The sequence below is a fragment of the Nocardioides mangrovicus genome, assembly GCF_003674065.1.
Classification (GTDB): Bacteria; Actinomycetota; Actinomycetes; order Propionibacteriales; family Nocardioidaceae; genus Marmoricola; species Marmoricola mangrovicus.
On the sequence record NZ_RDBE01000007.1, the window covers coordinates 328,383 to 343,844 of the forward strand.

General features: G+C 71.3%; 15 protein-coding genes. 5 read left to right on the plus strand and 10 right to left on the minus strand.

Translation table 11 applies throughout. The features are described from left to right. The first annotated feature begins 128 nt into the window (after nucleotides 1–128). Nucleotides 129–1,166 carry a YihY/virulence factor BrkB family protein gene (locus tag D9V37_RS11095; RefSeq protein ID WP_198412499.1) on the plus strand — a complete coding sequence of 346 codons (1,038 nt, stop codon included), beginning with the start codon at nucleotides 129–131 and terminating at the stop codon, nucleotides 1,164–1,166. Between the two features lie 198 nt (nucleotides 1,167–1,364). On the opposite strand, the gene glnA is transcribed toward D9V37_RS11095, so the two are convergent. Further along, a complete protein-coding gene (glnA, locus tag D9V37_RS11100; protein WP_121806211.1) occupies nucleotides 1,365–2,783 on the minus strand; it encodes a type I glutamate--ammonia ligase in 1,419 nt (472 codons plus the stop codon). A 180-nt stretch (nucleotides 2,784–2,963) separates the two neighbouring features. Between glnA and D9V37_RS11105 the strand changes: the two genes are divergently transcribed. Together D9V37_RS11105 and D9V37_RS11110 are read left to right on the plus strand one after the other, a co-directional pair. After that, nucleotides 2,964–3,338 (plus strand): RDD family protein, encoded by a 375-nt coding sequence (locus D9V37_RS11105; protein WP_121806212.1) that lies wholly within the window; start codon nucleotides 2,964–2,966, stop codon nucleotides 3,336–3,338. Nucleotides 3,339–3,369: 31 nt separating this feature from the next. Next, nucleotides 3,370–4,524 carry an acyltransferase family protein gene (locus D9V37_RS11110; protein WP_121806213.1) on the plus strand — a complete coding sequence of 385 codons (1,155 nt, stop codon included), beginning with the start codon at nucleotides 3,370–3,372 and terminating at the stop codon, nucleotides 4,522–4,524. Here the strand turns inward: D9V37_RS11110 and D9V37_RS11115 are convergent. The 6 genes from D9V37_RS11115 to lipB are packed head-to-tail and all read right to left on the minus strand — an operon-like array spanning nucleotide 4,418 to nucleotide 9,818. Further along, nucleotides 4,418–5,122 carry a DUF4191 domain-containing protein gene (locus D9V37_RS11115; protein WP_121806214.1) on the minus strand — a complete coding sequence of 235 codons (705 nt, stop codon included), beginning with the start codon at nucleotides 5,120–5,122 and terminating at the stop codon, nucleotides 4,418–4,420. The genes D9V37_RS11110 and D9V37_RS11115 overlap by 107 nt on opposite strands. Before the next feature lie 13 nt (nucleotides 5,123–5,135). After that, on the minus strand, nucleotides 5,136–6,083 hold the full coding sequence (gene lipA / locus D9V37_RS11120) for a lipoyl synthase (RefSeq protein WP_121806538.1): 948 nt from the start codon (nucleotides 6,081–6,083) through the stop codon (nucleotides 5,136–5,138). Nucleotides 6,084–6,105: 22 nt separating this feature from the next. Further along, nucleotides 6,106–7,353 carry a lytic transglycosylase domain-containing protein gene (locus D9V37_RS11125; RefSeq protein ID WP_147455926.1) on the minus strand — a complete coding sequence of 416 codons (1,248 nt, stop codon included), beginning with the start codon at nucleotides 7,351–7,353 and terminating at the stop codon, nucleotides 6,106–6,108. A 51-nt stretch (nucleotides 7,354–7,404) separates the two neighbouring features. Further along, nucleotides 7,405–8,361, minus strand: a complete 957-nt coding sequence (locus tag D9V37_RS11130) for a hypothetical protein (protein ID WP_121806216.1) — start codon at nucleotides 8,359–8,361, stop codon at nucleotides 7,405–7,407. Continuing rightward, nucleotides 8,358–9,107, minus strand: a complete 750-nt coding sequence (locus D9V37_RS11135) for an ATP-binding cassette domain-containing protein (RefSeq protein WP_121806217.1) — start codon at nucleotides 9,105–9,107, stop codon at nucleotides 8,358–8,360. The genes D9V37_RS11130 and D9V37_RS11135 overlap by 4 nt, the downstream gene beginning before the upstream one ends. A gap of 21 nt (nucleotides 9,108–9,128) precedes the next feature. After that, nucleotides 9,129–9,818 (minus strand): lipoyl(octanoyl) transferase LipB, encoded by a 690-nt coding sequence (gene lipB, locus D9V37_RS11140; protein WP_121806218.1) that lies wholly within the window; start codon nucleotides 9,816–9,818, stop codon nucleotides 9,129–9,131. A gap of 71 nt (nucleotides 9,819–9,889) precedes the next feature. Here lipB and D9V37_RS11145 point away from each other — a divergent pair, with 71 nt between their 5' ends. Beyond that, on the plus strand, nucleotides 9,890–10,411 hold the full coding sequence (locus tag D9V37_RS11145; protein WP_147455927.1) for a hypothetical protein: 522 nt from the start codon (nucleotides 9,890–9,892) through the stop codon (nucleotides 10,409–10,411). Here the strand turns inward: D9V37_RS11145 and D9V37_RS11150 are convergent. Then, nucleotides 10,389–11,282 carry a TIGR01777 family oxidoreductase gene (locus D9V37_RS11150; RefSeq protein WP_121806220.1) on the minus strand — a complete coding sequence of 298 codons (894 nt, stop codon included), beginning with the start codon at nucleotides 11,280–11,282 and terminating at the stop codon, nucleotides 10,389–10,391. The genes D9V37_RS11145 and D9V37_RS11150 overlap by 23 nt on opposite strands. Nucleotides 11,283–11,340: 58 nt before the next feature. Between D9V37_RS11150 and lpdA the strand changes: the two genes are divergently transcribed. Beyond that, complete coding sequence (gene lpdA, locus D9V37_RS11155) at nucleotides 11,341–12,732, plus strand: dihydrolipoyl dehydrogenase (RefSeq protein WP_121806221.1); 1,392 nt, start codon at nucleotides 11,341–11,343, stop codon at nucleotides 12,730–12,732. A gap of 247 nt (nucleotides 12,733–12,979) precedes the next feature. Here lpdA and D9V37_RS11160 read toward each other — a convergent pair whose 3' ends face one another. Both D9V37_RS11160 and sucB read right to left on the minus strand, forming a co-directional pair. Continuing rightward, entirely contained in the window at nucleotides 12,980–13,660 is a 681-nt protein-coding gene (locus D9V37_RS11160) for a YwaF family protein (RefSeq protein WP_121806222.1), read from the minus strand. 181 nt (nucleotides 13,661–13,841) lie between these two features. Continuing rightward, nucleotides 13,842–15,462, minus strand: a 1,621-nt coding sequence (sucB, locus tag D9V37_RS11165; RefSeq protein ID WP_232524863.1) for a 2-oxoglutarate dehydrogenase, E2 component, dihydrolipoamide succinyltransferase, incomplete at its 5' end; no start/stop codon positions are given.

The following is a 15,462-nucleotide window of genomic DNA, read 5'->3' on the forward strand; positions in this document are numbered from 1 at the left end:
ACCCGGGTGTCGGATCCCCACCTCACCACCGGGTGCAACCACGTCGGTCGTGAGGAGCACGACGCGACGGTGGCGTTCGTGGCGCAGAATCCGTCTGTGACCTCCTCAGCGCCGAAGTGGCGAGAACGGTGAACGTCGCATCGGTGCTGGACGGTCTGCAGCGACGCAGGCCGTGGGTAGGGTTCCCCATCGCGGTCGTGTACAAGTACATCGACGACTCGGGCGGGTACCTGGCCGCGCTGATCACCTACTACGCGTTCGTCTCGCTGTTCCCGCTGCTGCTCGTCTTCGCGACCGTTCTCGGGTTCGTGCTGTCCGGCGACGTCGGCCTGCAGCACCGGATCGAGACCTCGGCGCTGAGCCAGTTCCCGGTGGTGGGTCCCGAGCTCGGGCGCCCTCGAGCCATCGGCGGCGGCGTGCTCGGCCTGGTGGTCGGCGTCCTCGGAGCGCTGTACGGCGGACTCGGCGTCGCCCAGGCGGCTCAGTACACGATGAACACAGCCTGGTCGGTGCCGCGCAACTCGCGGCCGGACCCGTTCAAGAGCCGCGGGCGCAGCCTGCTCCTGCTGCTGACCGTCGGCGTGGCCGTGCTGGTCACCACCGGTCTCTCAGCGCTGAGCGTCAGTGGTTCGAGTGCACTGGGAGTGGTCGCCCGGATCGGTGTCCTGGTGGTCTCCGTCCTCCTCAACGGCGTCGTGTTCGTCTTCGCGTTCCGGTTCTCGACCGCCCGGTCGCTGACCGTGCGCCAGCTCGTGCCTGGTGCTCTGAGTGCAGCCGTGGCGTGGCAGCTGCTGCAGACCTTCGGCGTGCGCTACGTCGGCCACGTGGTCAAGAACGCCAGCGCCACCAACAGCGTGTTCGCCGTGGTGCTGGGACTCCTGGCGTTCCTGTACCTGACCGCGGTCGCGATCGTGATCAGCGCGGAGATCAACGTCGTACGCGTCCGCCATCTCTACCCGCGCGCACTGCTCACCCCGTTCACCGACAACGTCGAGCTCACCCGGGGTGACGAGCGCGCCTACACCGAGCAGGCCGAGGCGCAACGAGCCAAGGGCTTCCAGAGCATCGAGGTCTCCTTCGACCCTGACCGGCCCGCGGAGCCGTCGGATCCTGCTGCGGGCGGTGAAGGGCACATCGACCGCTCTCGCGCCGACCGCTTCGAGTAGCGAGCCCTCGGTAGCGTCGACCAACCCTTTCCTCAGCCTCCTGTCCACGGCCGCCCGCCGCAGACAGGGGTCGTCTCCTGGTGGAACGACGTCGCGATGCAGACGCGAAAGGGCCCCTGACCTCGCCAAACGTCGATCGACATTCGGCAGGCCAGGGGCCGTTCACGTGAGAACGAGCTGGGCGCGAAGGCCCAGGGATCAGATGTCGTAGTACAGCTCGAACTCGTGCGGGTGCGGCCGCAGCTGGACCGGGGCGATCTCGGCGGTCCGCTTGAAGTCGACCCAGGTCTCGATCAGGTCCGGCGTGAAGACGTTGCCGGCCGTGAGGAAGCCGTGGTCGGCCTCGAGGGAGTCGAGGACGGCGCCGAGCGAGGTGGGGACCTGGTCGATCTCGGCCATCTCGTCCGGCGGGAGCTCGTAGATGTCCTTATCGATCGGGTCGGCGGGCTCGATCTTGTTCTGGATGCCGTCCAGGCCGGCCAGCAGCAGGGCCGAGAAGGCCAGGTACGGGTTGGCCGAGGGGTCGGGGAAGCGGGTCTCGATGCGCTTGGCCTTGGGGTTCGAGCCGGTGATGGGGATCCGGACCGACGCCGAGCGGTTGCGCGAGGAGTAGACCAGCGAGATCGGGGCCTCGAAGCCGGGGACCAGGCGGTGGTAGGAGTTCACCGTCGGGTTGGTGAAGGCCAGCAGCGACGGGGCGTGCTTGAGGATGCCGCCGATGTACCAGCGGGCCATGTCGGACAGGCCGCCGTAGCCGGTCTCGTCGTAGAACAGCGGCTCGCCGTCGTTCCAGATCGACTGGTGCACGTGCATGCCGGAGCCGTTGTCGCCGAAGATCGGCTTGGGCATGAAGGTCACGGTCTTACCGTTGCGCCAGGCCGTGTTCTTGATGATGTACTTGAACTTCATGACATCGTCGGCGGCCTTGAGCAGCGTGTCGAAGCGGTAGTTGATCTCCGCCTGGCCGGCGGTGCCGACCTCGTGGTGGGCGCGCTCGACCTGCAGGCCAACGCCCTCGAGGTTCTTGACCATCTCCGCGCGCAGGTCGGAGTAGTGGTCGTACGGCTCGACGGGGAAGTAGCCGCCCTTCAGCCGGGTCTTGTAGCCGAGGTTGTCGCCCTCGGCGCCGGAGTTCCACCAGCCCTCGATCGAGTCGATGTGGTAGTAGCCGGCGTTGACCTCGGTGGAGTACCGGACATTGTCGAAGATGTAGAACTCGGCCTCGGGGGCGAAGAACGCGGTGTCGCCGATGCCGGTGCTGGCCAGGTAGGCGAGCGCCTTCTTGGCGATGTTGCGCGGGTCGCGCGAGTACGCCTCGCCGGTGATCGGGTCGTGGATGAAGAAGTTCACGTTGAGGGTCTTGGCCTCACGGAACGGGTCGACGTAGGCCGTGGTCGGGTCCGGGTAGAGCTGCATGTCGGACTCGTTGATGGCCTGGAAGCCACGGATGGAGGACCCGTCGAAGCCCAGACCGTCGTCGAAGACCGCCTGGTCGAACGACGAGACCGGGACGGTGAAGTGCTGCATGACCCCGGGCAGGTCGCAGAACCGGACATCGACCATCTCGATGCCCTCGTCCTTGACGTACTTGAGCAGCTCCTCGCTGTTCTGGAACATCCGACCTCCGTTGAGTGGAAAGACTGGGTGAAAACACGCCGATGCGACGAGCAAGGCCCCCGGGCAGCCCGTGGTCGCGAACCTATGGAGGAGCCGTTACTCGACCGTATCGGCTTTGTTGCGGGCATGTAACGGCTGGCTGTGGGAGTGGATCAGGTCCTCATCGCTACGCTCGCCGCTGTGCAGACCACCGCCTCGTGGGGACGTCGGATCCTCGCGCTCCTGGTGGACTGGGCCGGCTGCTCGCTGGTGACGCTGCTCTTCGTCGGCCCCGACCACTGGTTCGACACCAGCACGAACTGGATCGTGCTCGGGGTCTTCTGGGTCGAGAGCGCGGTGGGTACCGCGCTGGCCGGCGGCTCGTTCGGGCAGCTGGCCACCCGGCTGCGGGTGCTGCACACCAACGGCCGGCGCGTGCCGCTGCTGCCGGCGCTGGCGCGGCAGCTGCTGGTCTGCCTGGTGATCCCGCCGCTGGTGTTCAAGCCCGACGGACGCGGTCTCCACGACCTGGCTGCCCGGACCGGCACGTACCGATTATCCGAATTGCCGGACTGAGGCGCCGCGCGACCGTACCGTCGTAGGCGCCATGAGGGACCACAACGCGGCGCTGGACGGAGTGCGCGCACTCGCCATCGTCACCGTCGTCGCGGGTCACTACGGCACCCCGCACATCGACGAGTTCCACGGGGTCACCGTCTTCTTCGTCCTCAGCGGCTACCTCATCACCACGCTGCTGATGCGCGAGCACGACCTGACCGGGCGGCTCGACCTGCGCGCCTTCTACCGCCGCCGGCTGGCGAGGTTGACGCCGGCGATGGTGCTGGCGGTCGTCGTCACCGCCGCGGTGCTGCTGCTGGTCGGTGTGCCGGTGAGCACCTGGGGGCTGGGAGCGGTCTCGACCCTGGGCTACGGCACCGAGGCGGTGCTGGGCCTGGCCGGCGGCGAGCACGTGAGCGGCTGGTTCGCGTGGAGCTGGTCGCTGGCGATCGAGGAGCAGTTCTACCTGCTCTGGCCGTGGCTGCTGCTGCCGTTGCTGCGCCGTGTGCCGGCGCGGCTGGTGGTGCCGCTGCTGCTCGCGTGCGTGGCCGTGGCGTGGGTGGTCCGCCACGCGGCGTACGTCGGGGGAGCGCGCTACGAGGCGTGGCTCTTCGGCCCGCAGACCCACGTCGACGCGCTGCTGTGCGGAGCCGTGGTGGCCTTCGTGCTGCACGCCGGCCGCGACCGCGTGGCCGGCTCGCCACTCACGCCGCTGGTCGGGGCGCTCGGGCTGACGATGCTGGTGGTGCTCGACCACATCGAGAGCGATGGGCTGCCGCTGCCGGCCCGCTACGACGTCACCGGCTTCGGGCAGACGGCGGTGGCCGCGGCCTGCGTGGTGCTGTGCGTGGCCGCGCTGCCCGCCGGCTTGCTCGGGCGGCTTCTCTCCGTGCGGCCGCTGCCCTACCTCGGGCGGATCTCCTACAGCCTCTACCTGGTCAACACCGGCGTCTTCACGGCGTTCACGACGCTGGTGCACCGCAACCCGATCCACTCCTCGTGGGGCTGGGTCACGCTGCCGATCGTGGTGCTGCTGGCGGCGGCGTCGTACCACTGGGTCGAGACGCCGCTGCGGCGCCGCTGGTCCTTGGCGCCGGTCAGCGACCTCGCAGGTTCCCCCGCATCCCCTTCATCGAGGTCGGCACCGGCCCCTTCGGCAGCGGGATGTTCGACCGGTTCGCGTCGAGCGCCTTCAGCCGGTTGAGGACGTCGGTCATCTCGGCCGGCTTGAGCGTGCGCTTCTGCTTGGAGACGTGCTTGACCAGCCGCTGCAGCGGCACCTGACCCTCACCGTCGCCGACGATGAGCTCCTGCACCGCGGTGCCGTCGGTGACCCGCTCGTGCTTGCGGCGCTCGGTGGCCAGCAGGGTGCGCAGCCGGGACGGGTTGCCCTCGCCCACCAGCACGATGCCGGGCGGGCCGACGACGCGGGTGACGACGTCCTGCTGCTTGGTGAACGCGATGCCCGGGTCGGTCTTCCAACCGCGCTTGAGCATGCCCAGGACGGCGGCCGCCGCCCCCGGCTTGCCCTCGATCTGGGCGATCGCCGAGCGCTGGCCACGACGGCCGAACACGATGAGCGCCACCAGCAGGCCCACCAGGACGCCGGTGATGATCGAGGTGACCAGGTGCCGGCCGAGGGAGAAGTAGACCGCGAGGAAGCCGACGACGCCCGTCGCGACGAACCAGGCCAGCAGCAGCCACCCGATGTTGGGGTCGGTGCGCTTGGTCAGCTCGTAGGTCTGCCGCATCTGCGCGATGCGGCCGGGCTTCTTGTTCGGGTCCTTCGCCTTGCGTGCCACGCCGGACAGTCTCTCAGACCGCTGCGCTCTCGCTGCGCCGCTCCATAGCCTGCTGGTAGAGCCGGCCCGCGCGGTAGGAGGAGCGCACCAGCGGTCCGGAGAGCACCCCGGCGAAGCCGATCTCCTCGGCCTCGGCGGCCAGCTCGACGAACTCCTGCGGCTTGACCCAACGCTCCACCGGGTGGTGGCGGGGGCTGGGGCGCAGGTACTGGGTGACCGTGACGAGCTCGCAGCCGGCCTCGTGGAGGTCGCGCAGCGCCTGCGAGACCTCCTCGCGGGTCTCGCCCATGCCTAGGATCAGGTTCGACTTGGTGACCAGCCCGAAAGCCCGCGCCTGGGTGAGGACGTCGAGCGAGCGCTCGTAGCGGAACGCGGGCCGGATCCGCTTGAAGATGCGCGGCACCGTCTCGACGTTGTGGGCCAGCACCTCGGGCCGCGACTCGAAGACCTCGGCGAGCAGCTCCGGCTTGCCGTTGAAGTCGGGGATGAGGTTCTCCACGCCGGTGCCCGGGTTCAGCTCGTGGATCTGGCGCACGGTCTCGGCGTAGAGCCACGCTCCGCCGTCGGCCAGGTCGTCGCGGGCGACGCCGGTGATGGTGGCGTAGCGCAGCTCCATCGTCCGCACCGACTCCGCCACGCGCCGCGGCTCGTCGACGTCGAGCGCCTGCGGCTTGCCGGTGTCGATCTGGCAGAAGTCGCAACGCCGGGTGCACTGGTCGCCGCCGATGAGGAACGTGGCCTCGCGGTCCTCCCAGCACTCGTAGATGTTGGGACAGCCCGCCTCCTGGCACACCGTGTGCAGGCCCTCGCGCTTCACCAGCCCCTGCAGCTCGGTGTACTCCGGGCCCATCCGGGCGCGGGTCTTGATCCACTCCGGCTTGCGCTCGATGGGGGTCTCGGCGTTGCGGACCTCGAGTCGGAGGAGCTTGCGGCCGTCAGGGTTGGCAGGAGCCTGTGTCACGCCCTCCACTGTACGAGGCGGGTCACGGCGTCGGGGTGTCCGAGGGGGTGGCCGCCGAGGCCGACGACGACGATGAGGACGACGCCGAGGGCGTCGCGCTGGGCGAGGGGTCGGCGCTCGACGTCGGGCTGGCCGTGGGGGAGGGGCAGCCGTCGACCGGCGTCGGCGTCGCGGTGGGGCTGGCGCTCGTGGTGGGGGTGTCCGTCGGGCAGTCCGGCGACGGTGAGCCCGACGGGGATCCGGACGGGGACGCCGACGGCGAGTCGGAGGCGGACGAGCCGGCCGAGGCCGAGGTGGTCGCGCTGGGCGCGGAGACGGCCGGCTTGCCCGGCTTCTTCGGCTTGACCACGACGCCCTGCGGCACGTCGGCGGCCGTGACGGTCGGGTCGCTGGCGGTCGCGAGCGGGTCCTCGGCGCTCACCGCCGTCAGGGCGCGAGCGGCCATCGACGGGGCGAGGGCCTGCTCGCTGAGCGCGTACCGGTGGGAGAGCGCCAGCACGAACAGCACGTAGGGCCGGGAGTGGTTGTAGCGGAACACCGCCGACTTCTTGCCCTGCCGGGTGCCCAGGTCGTCGTCGTTGCCGCAGAGGTAGACCGCAGCGCCCAGGGCGGCGTCGTCAAGGTCCTGCGGGTCGCGCTTGCCGTCGCCGTCGGCGTCGACGGCCACCTGCGACCACGTCGACGGCAGCAGCTGCATCGGGCCCACCGCTCGGTCGAAGCGCGGGTTGCCGTCGATCTGCCCGCCGTCGGTGTCGGGCACGGTGATCCGCCCGTTCCGGCCGTTCAGGACGGGCCCGAAGGCGCCGTAGCGGGCCTCGACGTCGCCCAGCGCGGCCAGCAGCGTCCAGGAGAGCCGGCAGCTCGGGTCGGCGGTGTCGATCACCTGGGCCGCGCGCTGGTAGGCGCTCAACGCCTGCTCGGAGACGTTCTCGTAGGCGGCGTTCTCGAACAGCGTGCGCTGGTGCTCCAGCGGCTGCCCGGCGGCGCCCTGGCGCGGCACGGCCGTCAGCGTCGGGACGCTGGGCTCGGCCGGCTCGCTCGCCGGCGCAGAGCTGCTGGCCGCGCTGCTGGGCGCTGCGGCCGGGCGGTGGTGGGAGGAAGCGACTCCGCAGGCGGTCAGGCTCGTCGCGGCCAGTGCCAGGGGGATGCCAGCACGCAGCAGTCCCCGCCCCGTCTTGCTCAGTGTCACTGCCTGCTCCCGCTGTACGTCCGAGATCGCCTGGTCGGCGGCAACATACCCGCCGGTAGGCCCGTCGACCGTGGCTGTCACCAGATGGTCCTCGACCGGTCTCGAAGCGTTCACGGACCGGTCCGGTCCTGGTCAGGGTACGTCGCGCCGCCGGAAGTCGGCCCACGAGAGCGCCATGACGACCGCGGTCACGACCGCCAGCACGGCTCCCGCCGGCCACATGTCGAGCACCCGGATCTTGCAGTCGGGTCCGCCGCAGCGCAGCGAGGCGTCGAAGTAGTGGGTGCTGCCCAGCAGCCACGCGAACACGTTGTGGCTGGGGGTGAGCCAGCCGGTCCCGCGCACCGGCAGCGGGCCCAGCAGCACCTCGGCGGCCAGGCTCACGCCGAACACCAGGCCGACCGCCCCGACGGTGCTGCGGAACAGCATGGCCAGCGCGTACGCCCCCACCGGTGCGACGGCGGCGAGCACCAGCGTCCGCACGATGTGCCACACCACCAGCGAGCCGGCGGTGACGCTCAGGCCGCGCTCGGCGGCGATGATGCGCAGCGGCACCCAGAACACCGCCAGCGCCAGCGCGGCGATCACCAGCGAGCCCAACGAGACCGCGGCCGCCTTGGCCAGCCACACCCGCGTACGCCGCGACTCGGCCAGCAGCTGGTTGCGCAGCGATCGCGAGGCCCAGTCCGAGCCCGCGAAGGCCGCACCGGCCACCACGAGCAGCACGAGCACGAGCACCGCCAGGTGCAGCCCGTTGTTCTGCATCACGACTCGCAGCCGCAGCGGCGCACGGGTGAGGAAGTCGGTGGTCTGCGGCACCAGGTCGGCTCGGCAGTCCGAGGCGGTGGCGCCGGGGCCGAGCATCGTCGCCGGGTCGGCCAGGCACTCCTTGACGTCGCCGCGCTTGGCCTCGGCGGCCATCGACGCCTGGGCGCGGGCGGTGGCCACCTCGGCCCGGGAGAACGGCCGGCTGTCGTAGGCCGTGCGGAACGCGAAGAGCCCGGCGGCCACCACGGCCACCACCAGCACGGCGAGCACGACGCGCGAGGAGCGGAAGCGGGCCAGCTCGACGCCCACCAGCCGCCTCACGAGGTGCCCTCGTGTCGCGAGCCCAGCAACGACTCCAGTTCCGAGGGCACCGCGGTCATCTCCATCCGGACCTCGCCCAGCACGTCGGTGACGCTGCCCGCGGCGACGGTGCGGCCCTCGTCGACCAGGTGCACGGAGTCGCAGACCTGGCGGACCAGGGCCGGGTCGTCGGTGGTGAGCAGGACGGTCCGGCCCGCGTCGCCGCGCTCGCGCAGCATCGTGACCACCTCCCGCGCGCCGGCGGGGTCCAGGTCGGCGGTGGGCTCGTCGAGCAGCAGCAGCTCGGGGTCCTTGAGCAGGGCGGCGGCCAGCGCGAGCCGCTGCCGCTCACCCACGGAGTAGCCGGCGAAGTGGTGGCGGGCCGCCTCGCTCAGGCCGAGGCGCTCGATGACGGCGTCGACCCGGTCGCGGCCCACGCCCGCAGCGCGGGCCAGCAGCAGCAGGTTGCGGCGCCCGCTGAACGACCCGGTGAACACCGGCTCCTCGACCATCGCGCCCACCCGCGGCATCACCTCGGGCAGCCGGGACGGCACCGGGACGCCGAGCAGCTCGATCGTGCCTGCCGTCGGCCGGCTCAGTCCCACCAGCAGCCGCAGCACCTCCGAGCGTCCCGCGCCCGGTGCGCCCAGCAGCGCGTGCACGCCGCCCGCGGGCACCTCCATGTCGAGTCCGTCGACCGCCACCCGACGCCCCCGCTGGGCACGAAGCACCTTGCGCAGGCCGACGGTCCTGATCGCAACGGCCATACCTCCAGCATGGCCGACGGGTCAGGACGGACGCAGCAGGCGCACCGGCTCCGGGCGCGCTTCGTAGCTCGGGGTGGGCTCGTAGGGACCCCAGGCGAGCAGGTCGCTCAGGTGCCGCTCGACGCTGGGCACCACCTCGTCGATGCTCACGTCGCGACCCAGCTCGGCCGAGAGGGAGGTGACCCCGGCGTCGTCGATGCCGCAGGGCACGAAGCGGGCGTACCAGTCCAGGTCGACGTCGCAGTTCAGCGCGAAGCCGTGCATCGTGACGCCGCGGCTCATCCGGATCCCCAGGGCGCCGACCTTGCGCTCGGGTCCGCGGTCGTCGGCGCGCAGCCAGACGCCGCTGCGGCCCGGCACGCGCGCGGTGACGACGCCGAAGTCCCGGCAGACCGCGATCAGCGCCTCCTCCACCCGGCGGACGTAGTCGACGACCTTGACGTGCTGCGGCAGCCGCGCGATCGGGTAGCCGACCAGCTGGCCGGGGCCGTGGAAGGTGATCTTGCCGCCGCGGTCGACGTCGATGATCTCGGCGCCGCCGGGGTCCAGCGGGCGCTCGTGGGCGTCGGTGCTCTTGCCGCAGGTGAAGACGGGCGGGTGCTCGAGCAGCAGCGTGCGGTCCTCGCCGCCCGCCACGACGGCCTGGTGCTCCTCGCGCTGCAGCTCCCAGGCGGTGCGGTAGTCGACCAGGCCGAGCGTGCTGAACCGCATGCTTACGAGTTTTCCACAGCGCCGAAACCGACCCTTGTGACGGCCTCGGCGGGCGCCGCAGGGTGGTCCTCGTGCGGATCAGAGTGCTCGTGCCCCTGCTGGCGGCGGTCGTCGCCGCCCTGGTGGCCGTCGTGACCCCGGCGGCCGTCCACGAGCCTCGCCCTGCACCGGTCGCGGCGGCTCTCGGTGCGCCGGCACCATCGTCGCCGGCGCTGGTGGCGCTGCACCGGTGGGACGCCGCCCGCGCCCGGGCCTGGGCCTCGGGTGAGCCGGCCGCACTGCGGCGGCTCTACGTCCCGGGCGCGGCCGCGGGCCGGGCCGATGTCGCGCTGCTGCGGCGCTACCTGGCCCGCGGCCTCGTCGTCACCGGGATGTCGCAGCAGGTGCTGGCGGTGCGGGTGACCCGGGCCGGCACGGACCGGCTGGTGCTGCGCGTGACCGATCGGCTGGTCGGGGCCGTCGCGGTCTCGGTGAGCGCACACCAGCCGCTGCCCGCCTCGGCGCCGCTCACCCGGCGCCTGGAGCTGCGGCGCGTGGGGGAGGAGTGGCGGATGGCCACCATCCGAGCGGTCAGGCCGACAGCCCCGCCCTGACCGCGGCGTCGATGTCGGGGTGGCGGAAGGCGTAGCCGGAGTCGAGCAGCGCTCGCGGCACGAGGCGGACCGAGCCCAGCAGCTCGGGGGCGAGGCCGCCCGCGAGCGGCCGGATCGCGAACGCCGGCACCCGCAGCACGGTCGGGCGGTGCACGGCCCGGCCCAGCGCCCGGGTGAAGCCGGCGTTGGTGGTGGGCTCGGCCAGGGTCAGGTTCACCGGGCCCGCCAGTGAGTCGTGCTCGGCGCAGTGCAGCACGCCGCCCACCCAGTCGGCCGTGGCGATGCACGGGTAGTACTGCCGGCCGTCGCCCAGTGGGCCGCCCAGCCCGGCCTTGAACAGCAGCGTCTGCAGGTGCAGCGGCTCGCTGCGCCGGTCCAGCACGGGGGAGGTGCGCAGGAACACCACCCGGGCGCCGGCGTCCACCGCGGGCTGCGCGGCTCGCTGCCAGGCGCGGCTCACCCGGGTCAGCAGGGCGTCGCCGCGGCTGTCGGAGGACTCCTCGAGCAGCTCCTCGCCGTGGTCGCCGTACCACCCGGTGGCGTTGCCGGCCAGGAACGCCGGCCGGCTCTCGGCTGCGGCGATGGCCTCGGCCAGGGTGCGCGTCGTGGCCACGCGGCTGCGCTGCAGCTCCTCGCGCCAACGCGCGGAGTGCGGGTTGCCGAAGGTGGGGCTGCCGGCCAGGTTCACCACGACGTCCACCCCGTCGAGGTGGCCGAGGTCGAGGGGCGCGGTGTAGGGGTCCCACTCCCGCTGGTCGGGACCCTCGGGCCGGTGCCGCACCAGCCGCAGCACCTCGTGCCCGGAGGTCAGCAGCGTGTCGCGCAGCCGGGTGCCGAGGAAGCCGGAGGAGCCGGCGAGGAGGAAGCGCATGTGCCCAACCTCGCACGCGCGGCGGGAAGCCACATCACCCCTACTACGCTGACTGGTCGTGAGCCACTTCGATGTCGTCGTCCTCGGTGCGGGCCCCGGTGGGTACGTCGCCGCCATCCGCGCCTCCCAGCTCGGCAAGAGCGTCGCGGTCGTGGAGAAGAAGTACTGGGGCGGGGTGTGCCTCAACGTCGGCTGCATCCCCTCCAAGGCGCTGCTGCGCAACGCCGAGCTCGCCCACGTCATCACCAAGGAGAAGGACGTCTTCGGCATCACCGGCGACGCCTCGATGGACTACGCGCCCACCCACGCGCGCAGCCGCAAGGTGAGCCAGGGCATCGTCAACGGCGTCCACTACCTGATGAAGAAGAACAAGATCACCGAGATCCACGGCTGGGCCACCTTCAAGGACCCCTCCACGCTGGTGGTCGACCTCGAGGACGGCGGTCAGGACGAGCTCACCTGGGGCGACCTCATCATCGCCACCGGCGCCACCACGCGGCTGGTGCCCGGTACCGAGCTGTCGGACAACGTGGTCACCTACGAGGAGCAGATCCTCGACGAGAACCTGCCCGGCTCCGTGGTGATCGCCGGGTCCGGCGCCATCGGCGTCGAGTTCGCCTACGTGATGGCCAACTTCGGGGTGAAGGTGACCATCGTGGAGTTCCTCGACCGGATGGTGCCCACCGAGGACGCCGAGGTCTCCAAGGAGCTCCTCAAGCACTACAAGAAGCTCGGCGTCGACGTCCGGCTCTCCACCAAGGTCGAGTCGATCGAGGACACCGGCTCGGGTGTGAAGGTCACCGTGAGCAAGGACGGCAGCACCGAGGTCATCGAGGCCGACAAGGTGCTCCAGGCCATCGGTTTCGCCCCCCGGCTCGACGGCTACGGCCTGGAGAACACCGGCGTCGAGACCACCGAGCGCGGCGCGATCGCCGTCGACGAACGCGGCCGCACCAACGTCGAGCACGTCTGGGCCATCGGCGACGTCACCGGCAAGCTGATGCTCGCCCACACCGCCGAGGCGATGGGCATCGTCGCCGCCGAGACCATCGCCGACGCCGAGACGGTCGAGATCGACTTCGACATGATCCCGCGGGCCACCTACTGCCAGCCGCAGATCGCCTCCTTCGGCTACTCCGAGGAGCAGGCCAAGGAGAAGGGCTACGACGTCAAGGTCGCCAAGTTCCCGTTCTCGGCCAACGGCAAGGCCGCCGGCCTCGGCGAGACCGCCGGGTTCGTCAAGATCATCGCCGACGCCAAGCACAACGAGATCATCGGCGCCGCGCTGATCGGCCCCGACGTCACCGAGCTCCTCCCGGCGCTGACCCTGGCCCAGAAGTGGGACCTCACCGCCGACGAGGTAGCCCGCAACGTCTTCGCCCACCCGACCCTGTCGGAGGCGGTCAAGGAAGCTGTTGAAGGGATTGCCGGGCATATGATCAACCTCTAGAAAAGTTGCCCTAGGCAACTTTTCCAAGAGGTTGATCATATGGAGCCGAGGCGTCGCAGGTCGATGGCTCCGTGTCTCGCGCGGAGCGCGCGTGGCGTAGCCGTCGGCGTGCGACGCCTCGGCGAGCCAACAACGGACGGCGACGAAGGCAACGGCCGAAGGCGAAGCGGGTTGGTCTGAAACCAGGGGCACGAGCCCAATAAGGTTGCGACGCCTCACCACCCCGGACGCGCGACAACACGACGCCTCACCGGGCCAGACGTGCAGGTTCCTGACGTCTCGCGAAGGGCCAGGTGATCAGCGCCCACACGCCCGCCACGATGGCGACCTCGGCCACGACGTACCAGGGCCAGGGGCCGAGCAGGTCGAGCGCGGAGTGCACGGCCGGCTTGCGGTTGAGGTAGCCGTAGTTGGTGCCGAGCACCGCGTTGAGCACCATGACGCCGCCCGCCCAGCCGGCGGTGACGAGCACCGAGAGTCGGTAGGTGCGCCAGTCGGGGCGCTGGCCGATGGCCAGCAGGTAGACCGCCGCCCACACGGGCAGGAAGTGCATCCCCCAGAACATGAAGAAGCGAGGGTCGGGGAACTCCTGCTGCAGCGACGGCGTGAGGATCGCCTGCGGCACGAGCGTCAGCGCCCAGAAGCAGAGCAGGGCGCACGCCCACGGCCGCCGGGTCCACAGCGCGTAGGCCGCCACCATCCAGGCCAGGTCGCACACCTGCAGCGGCAGCGAGGTACCGAGCCCGAAATCGCCCGGGAGGAGCTGCAGCACCTGCAGCGGCACGGTGAAGCAGCAGGTCGCCACCGCCATCGAGCGACGTAGCTCCCGGCGGTCGCCGGCGCGGCCCAGCAGCGCGAACACGACGCAGCCGGCCAGGCACAGCCCGATGAGCAGGTAGTGCTCGAAGGTGAACGCCTGGAACCGCACGCATTCATCGTCGCGGCCCGGCAGCCCGGACGCATGGGCCCAGGTACTCAGCCTCCGCCAGGTGCGTCCGACTTCCCACGACGAGCGGTCGCTTCCCACGGGTCCTTCATCGTGGGAGGCGACCGTTCACCATGGCACCATGGTGAACGGGGGGCTGGCCTGGGGTCCCTGCGCCCCCGCGCTACAGGTCGAAGACCCCGGACTCCAGGCGCTGCTTGACGTCGGTGAGGAACCGGGCGGCGTCGGCGCCGTCGACCAGCCGGTGGTCGTAGGTCAGTGCCAGGTAGACCATGTGGCGCACCGCGATCGTCTCGCCGAGGTTCGGGTCGTCGATCACCACCGGACGCTTCACCACCGAGCCGGTGCCGAGGATGGCCACCTGCGGCTGGTTGATGATCGGGGTGTCGAACAGCGCGCCGCGGCTGCCGGTGTTGGTCAGCGTGAACGTGCCTCCGGAGAGCTCGTCGGGGCTGATCTTGTTGGTCCGGGTGCGCTCGGCGACGTCGGCGATCTTGCGGGCCAGGCCGGCGATCGAGAGGTCGCCGGCCTCCTTGACCACCGGCGTGAGCAGGCCGCGCTCGGTGTCGACGGCGATGGCCAGGTTCTCCACGTCGTAGTAGGTGATCTCACCGGCCTCGGTGTCGATCCCGGCGTTGAGCGAGGGGTGCGTCTTCAAGGCGTCGACCGATGCCTTGGCGAAGAACGGCATGAAGGAGAGCTTCACGCCCTCGCGGGCCTCGAAGTCCTTCTTCGCGCCGTCGCGCAGCCGCGCGATGGCGGTGACGTCGACCTCGACGACCGTGGTCAGCTGGGCCGAGACCTGCAGCGACTCGACCATCCGCGAGGCGATCACCTTGCGCAGCCGCGTCATCTTCTCGGTCTTGCCGCGCAGCGGGCTCGGCGTCGGGGCCGCCGGTGCCGCGGGAGCGCTCGAGGAGCCGGCGGCCGGAGCAGCGGCTGGGGTCTCGGCGGCACCGGGCTGCGGCCGGCTGGCCCTCTTGGCCTCCTTGGCGTCCTCCGAGGCGGCGGCGAGCACGTCCTGCTTGCGGATCCGGCCGCCCACCCCGGTGCCCTGCACCGAGGCCAGGTCGACGCCGTACTCCGCGGCCATCTTGCGCACCAGCGGCGTGATGTAGGGGCCGTCCGACGACGACGACGACGACGCCGAGGCGGCCGGCTGGGCCGGTGCGGACTCCTGCTCCTTGGTCGGCGCCGGCGCCTCCTGGGCGGCGGGAGCGGCCTGCTCCTCCTCGGGCTCCGGCTCGGGCTCCGGCTCGGGCTCCGGCTCGGGCTCCGGCTCCTTCTCGGCCTCAGGCTCGGCCTCGGCAGGGGCCGCGCTCCCGTCGCCGACGACGGCGAGCTCGGCGCCGACCTCGACGGTCTCGTCCTCGGCCACCTTGATCTCCAGCAGCGTGCCGGCCACGGGGGAGGGGATCTCGGTGTCGACCTTGTCGGTGGAGACCTCCAGCAGCGGCTCGTCGACGGCGACCTCGTCGCCGACCTGCTTGAGCCACCGGGTGACGGTGCCCTCGGTGACCGACTCGCCCAGCGCGGGAAGCGTCACGGCCTGGCCCGAGCCGCCGCCACTGCCGCCGGCGGGCTTGGTCTCAGCGGCCGGCTGCTCCTGCTCCTCCTCGGGGCGTGCCTCGTCGGGCTGGTCCTGCTGCTCGTCGTCGTCGTCCTGGTCCTCGTCCTGGGCCGGCTCGGGCTCGGACTCCGATTCGGGCTCCGATTCGGGCTCCGGCTCGGCGGCGTCCTCCGCGGCGCTGTCGTCGGCGCTGTCGTCGGCGCTGTCGTCGGCG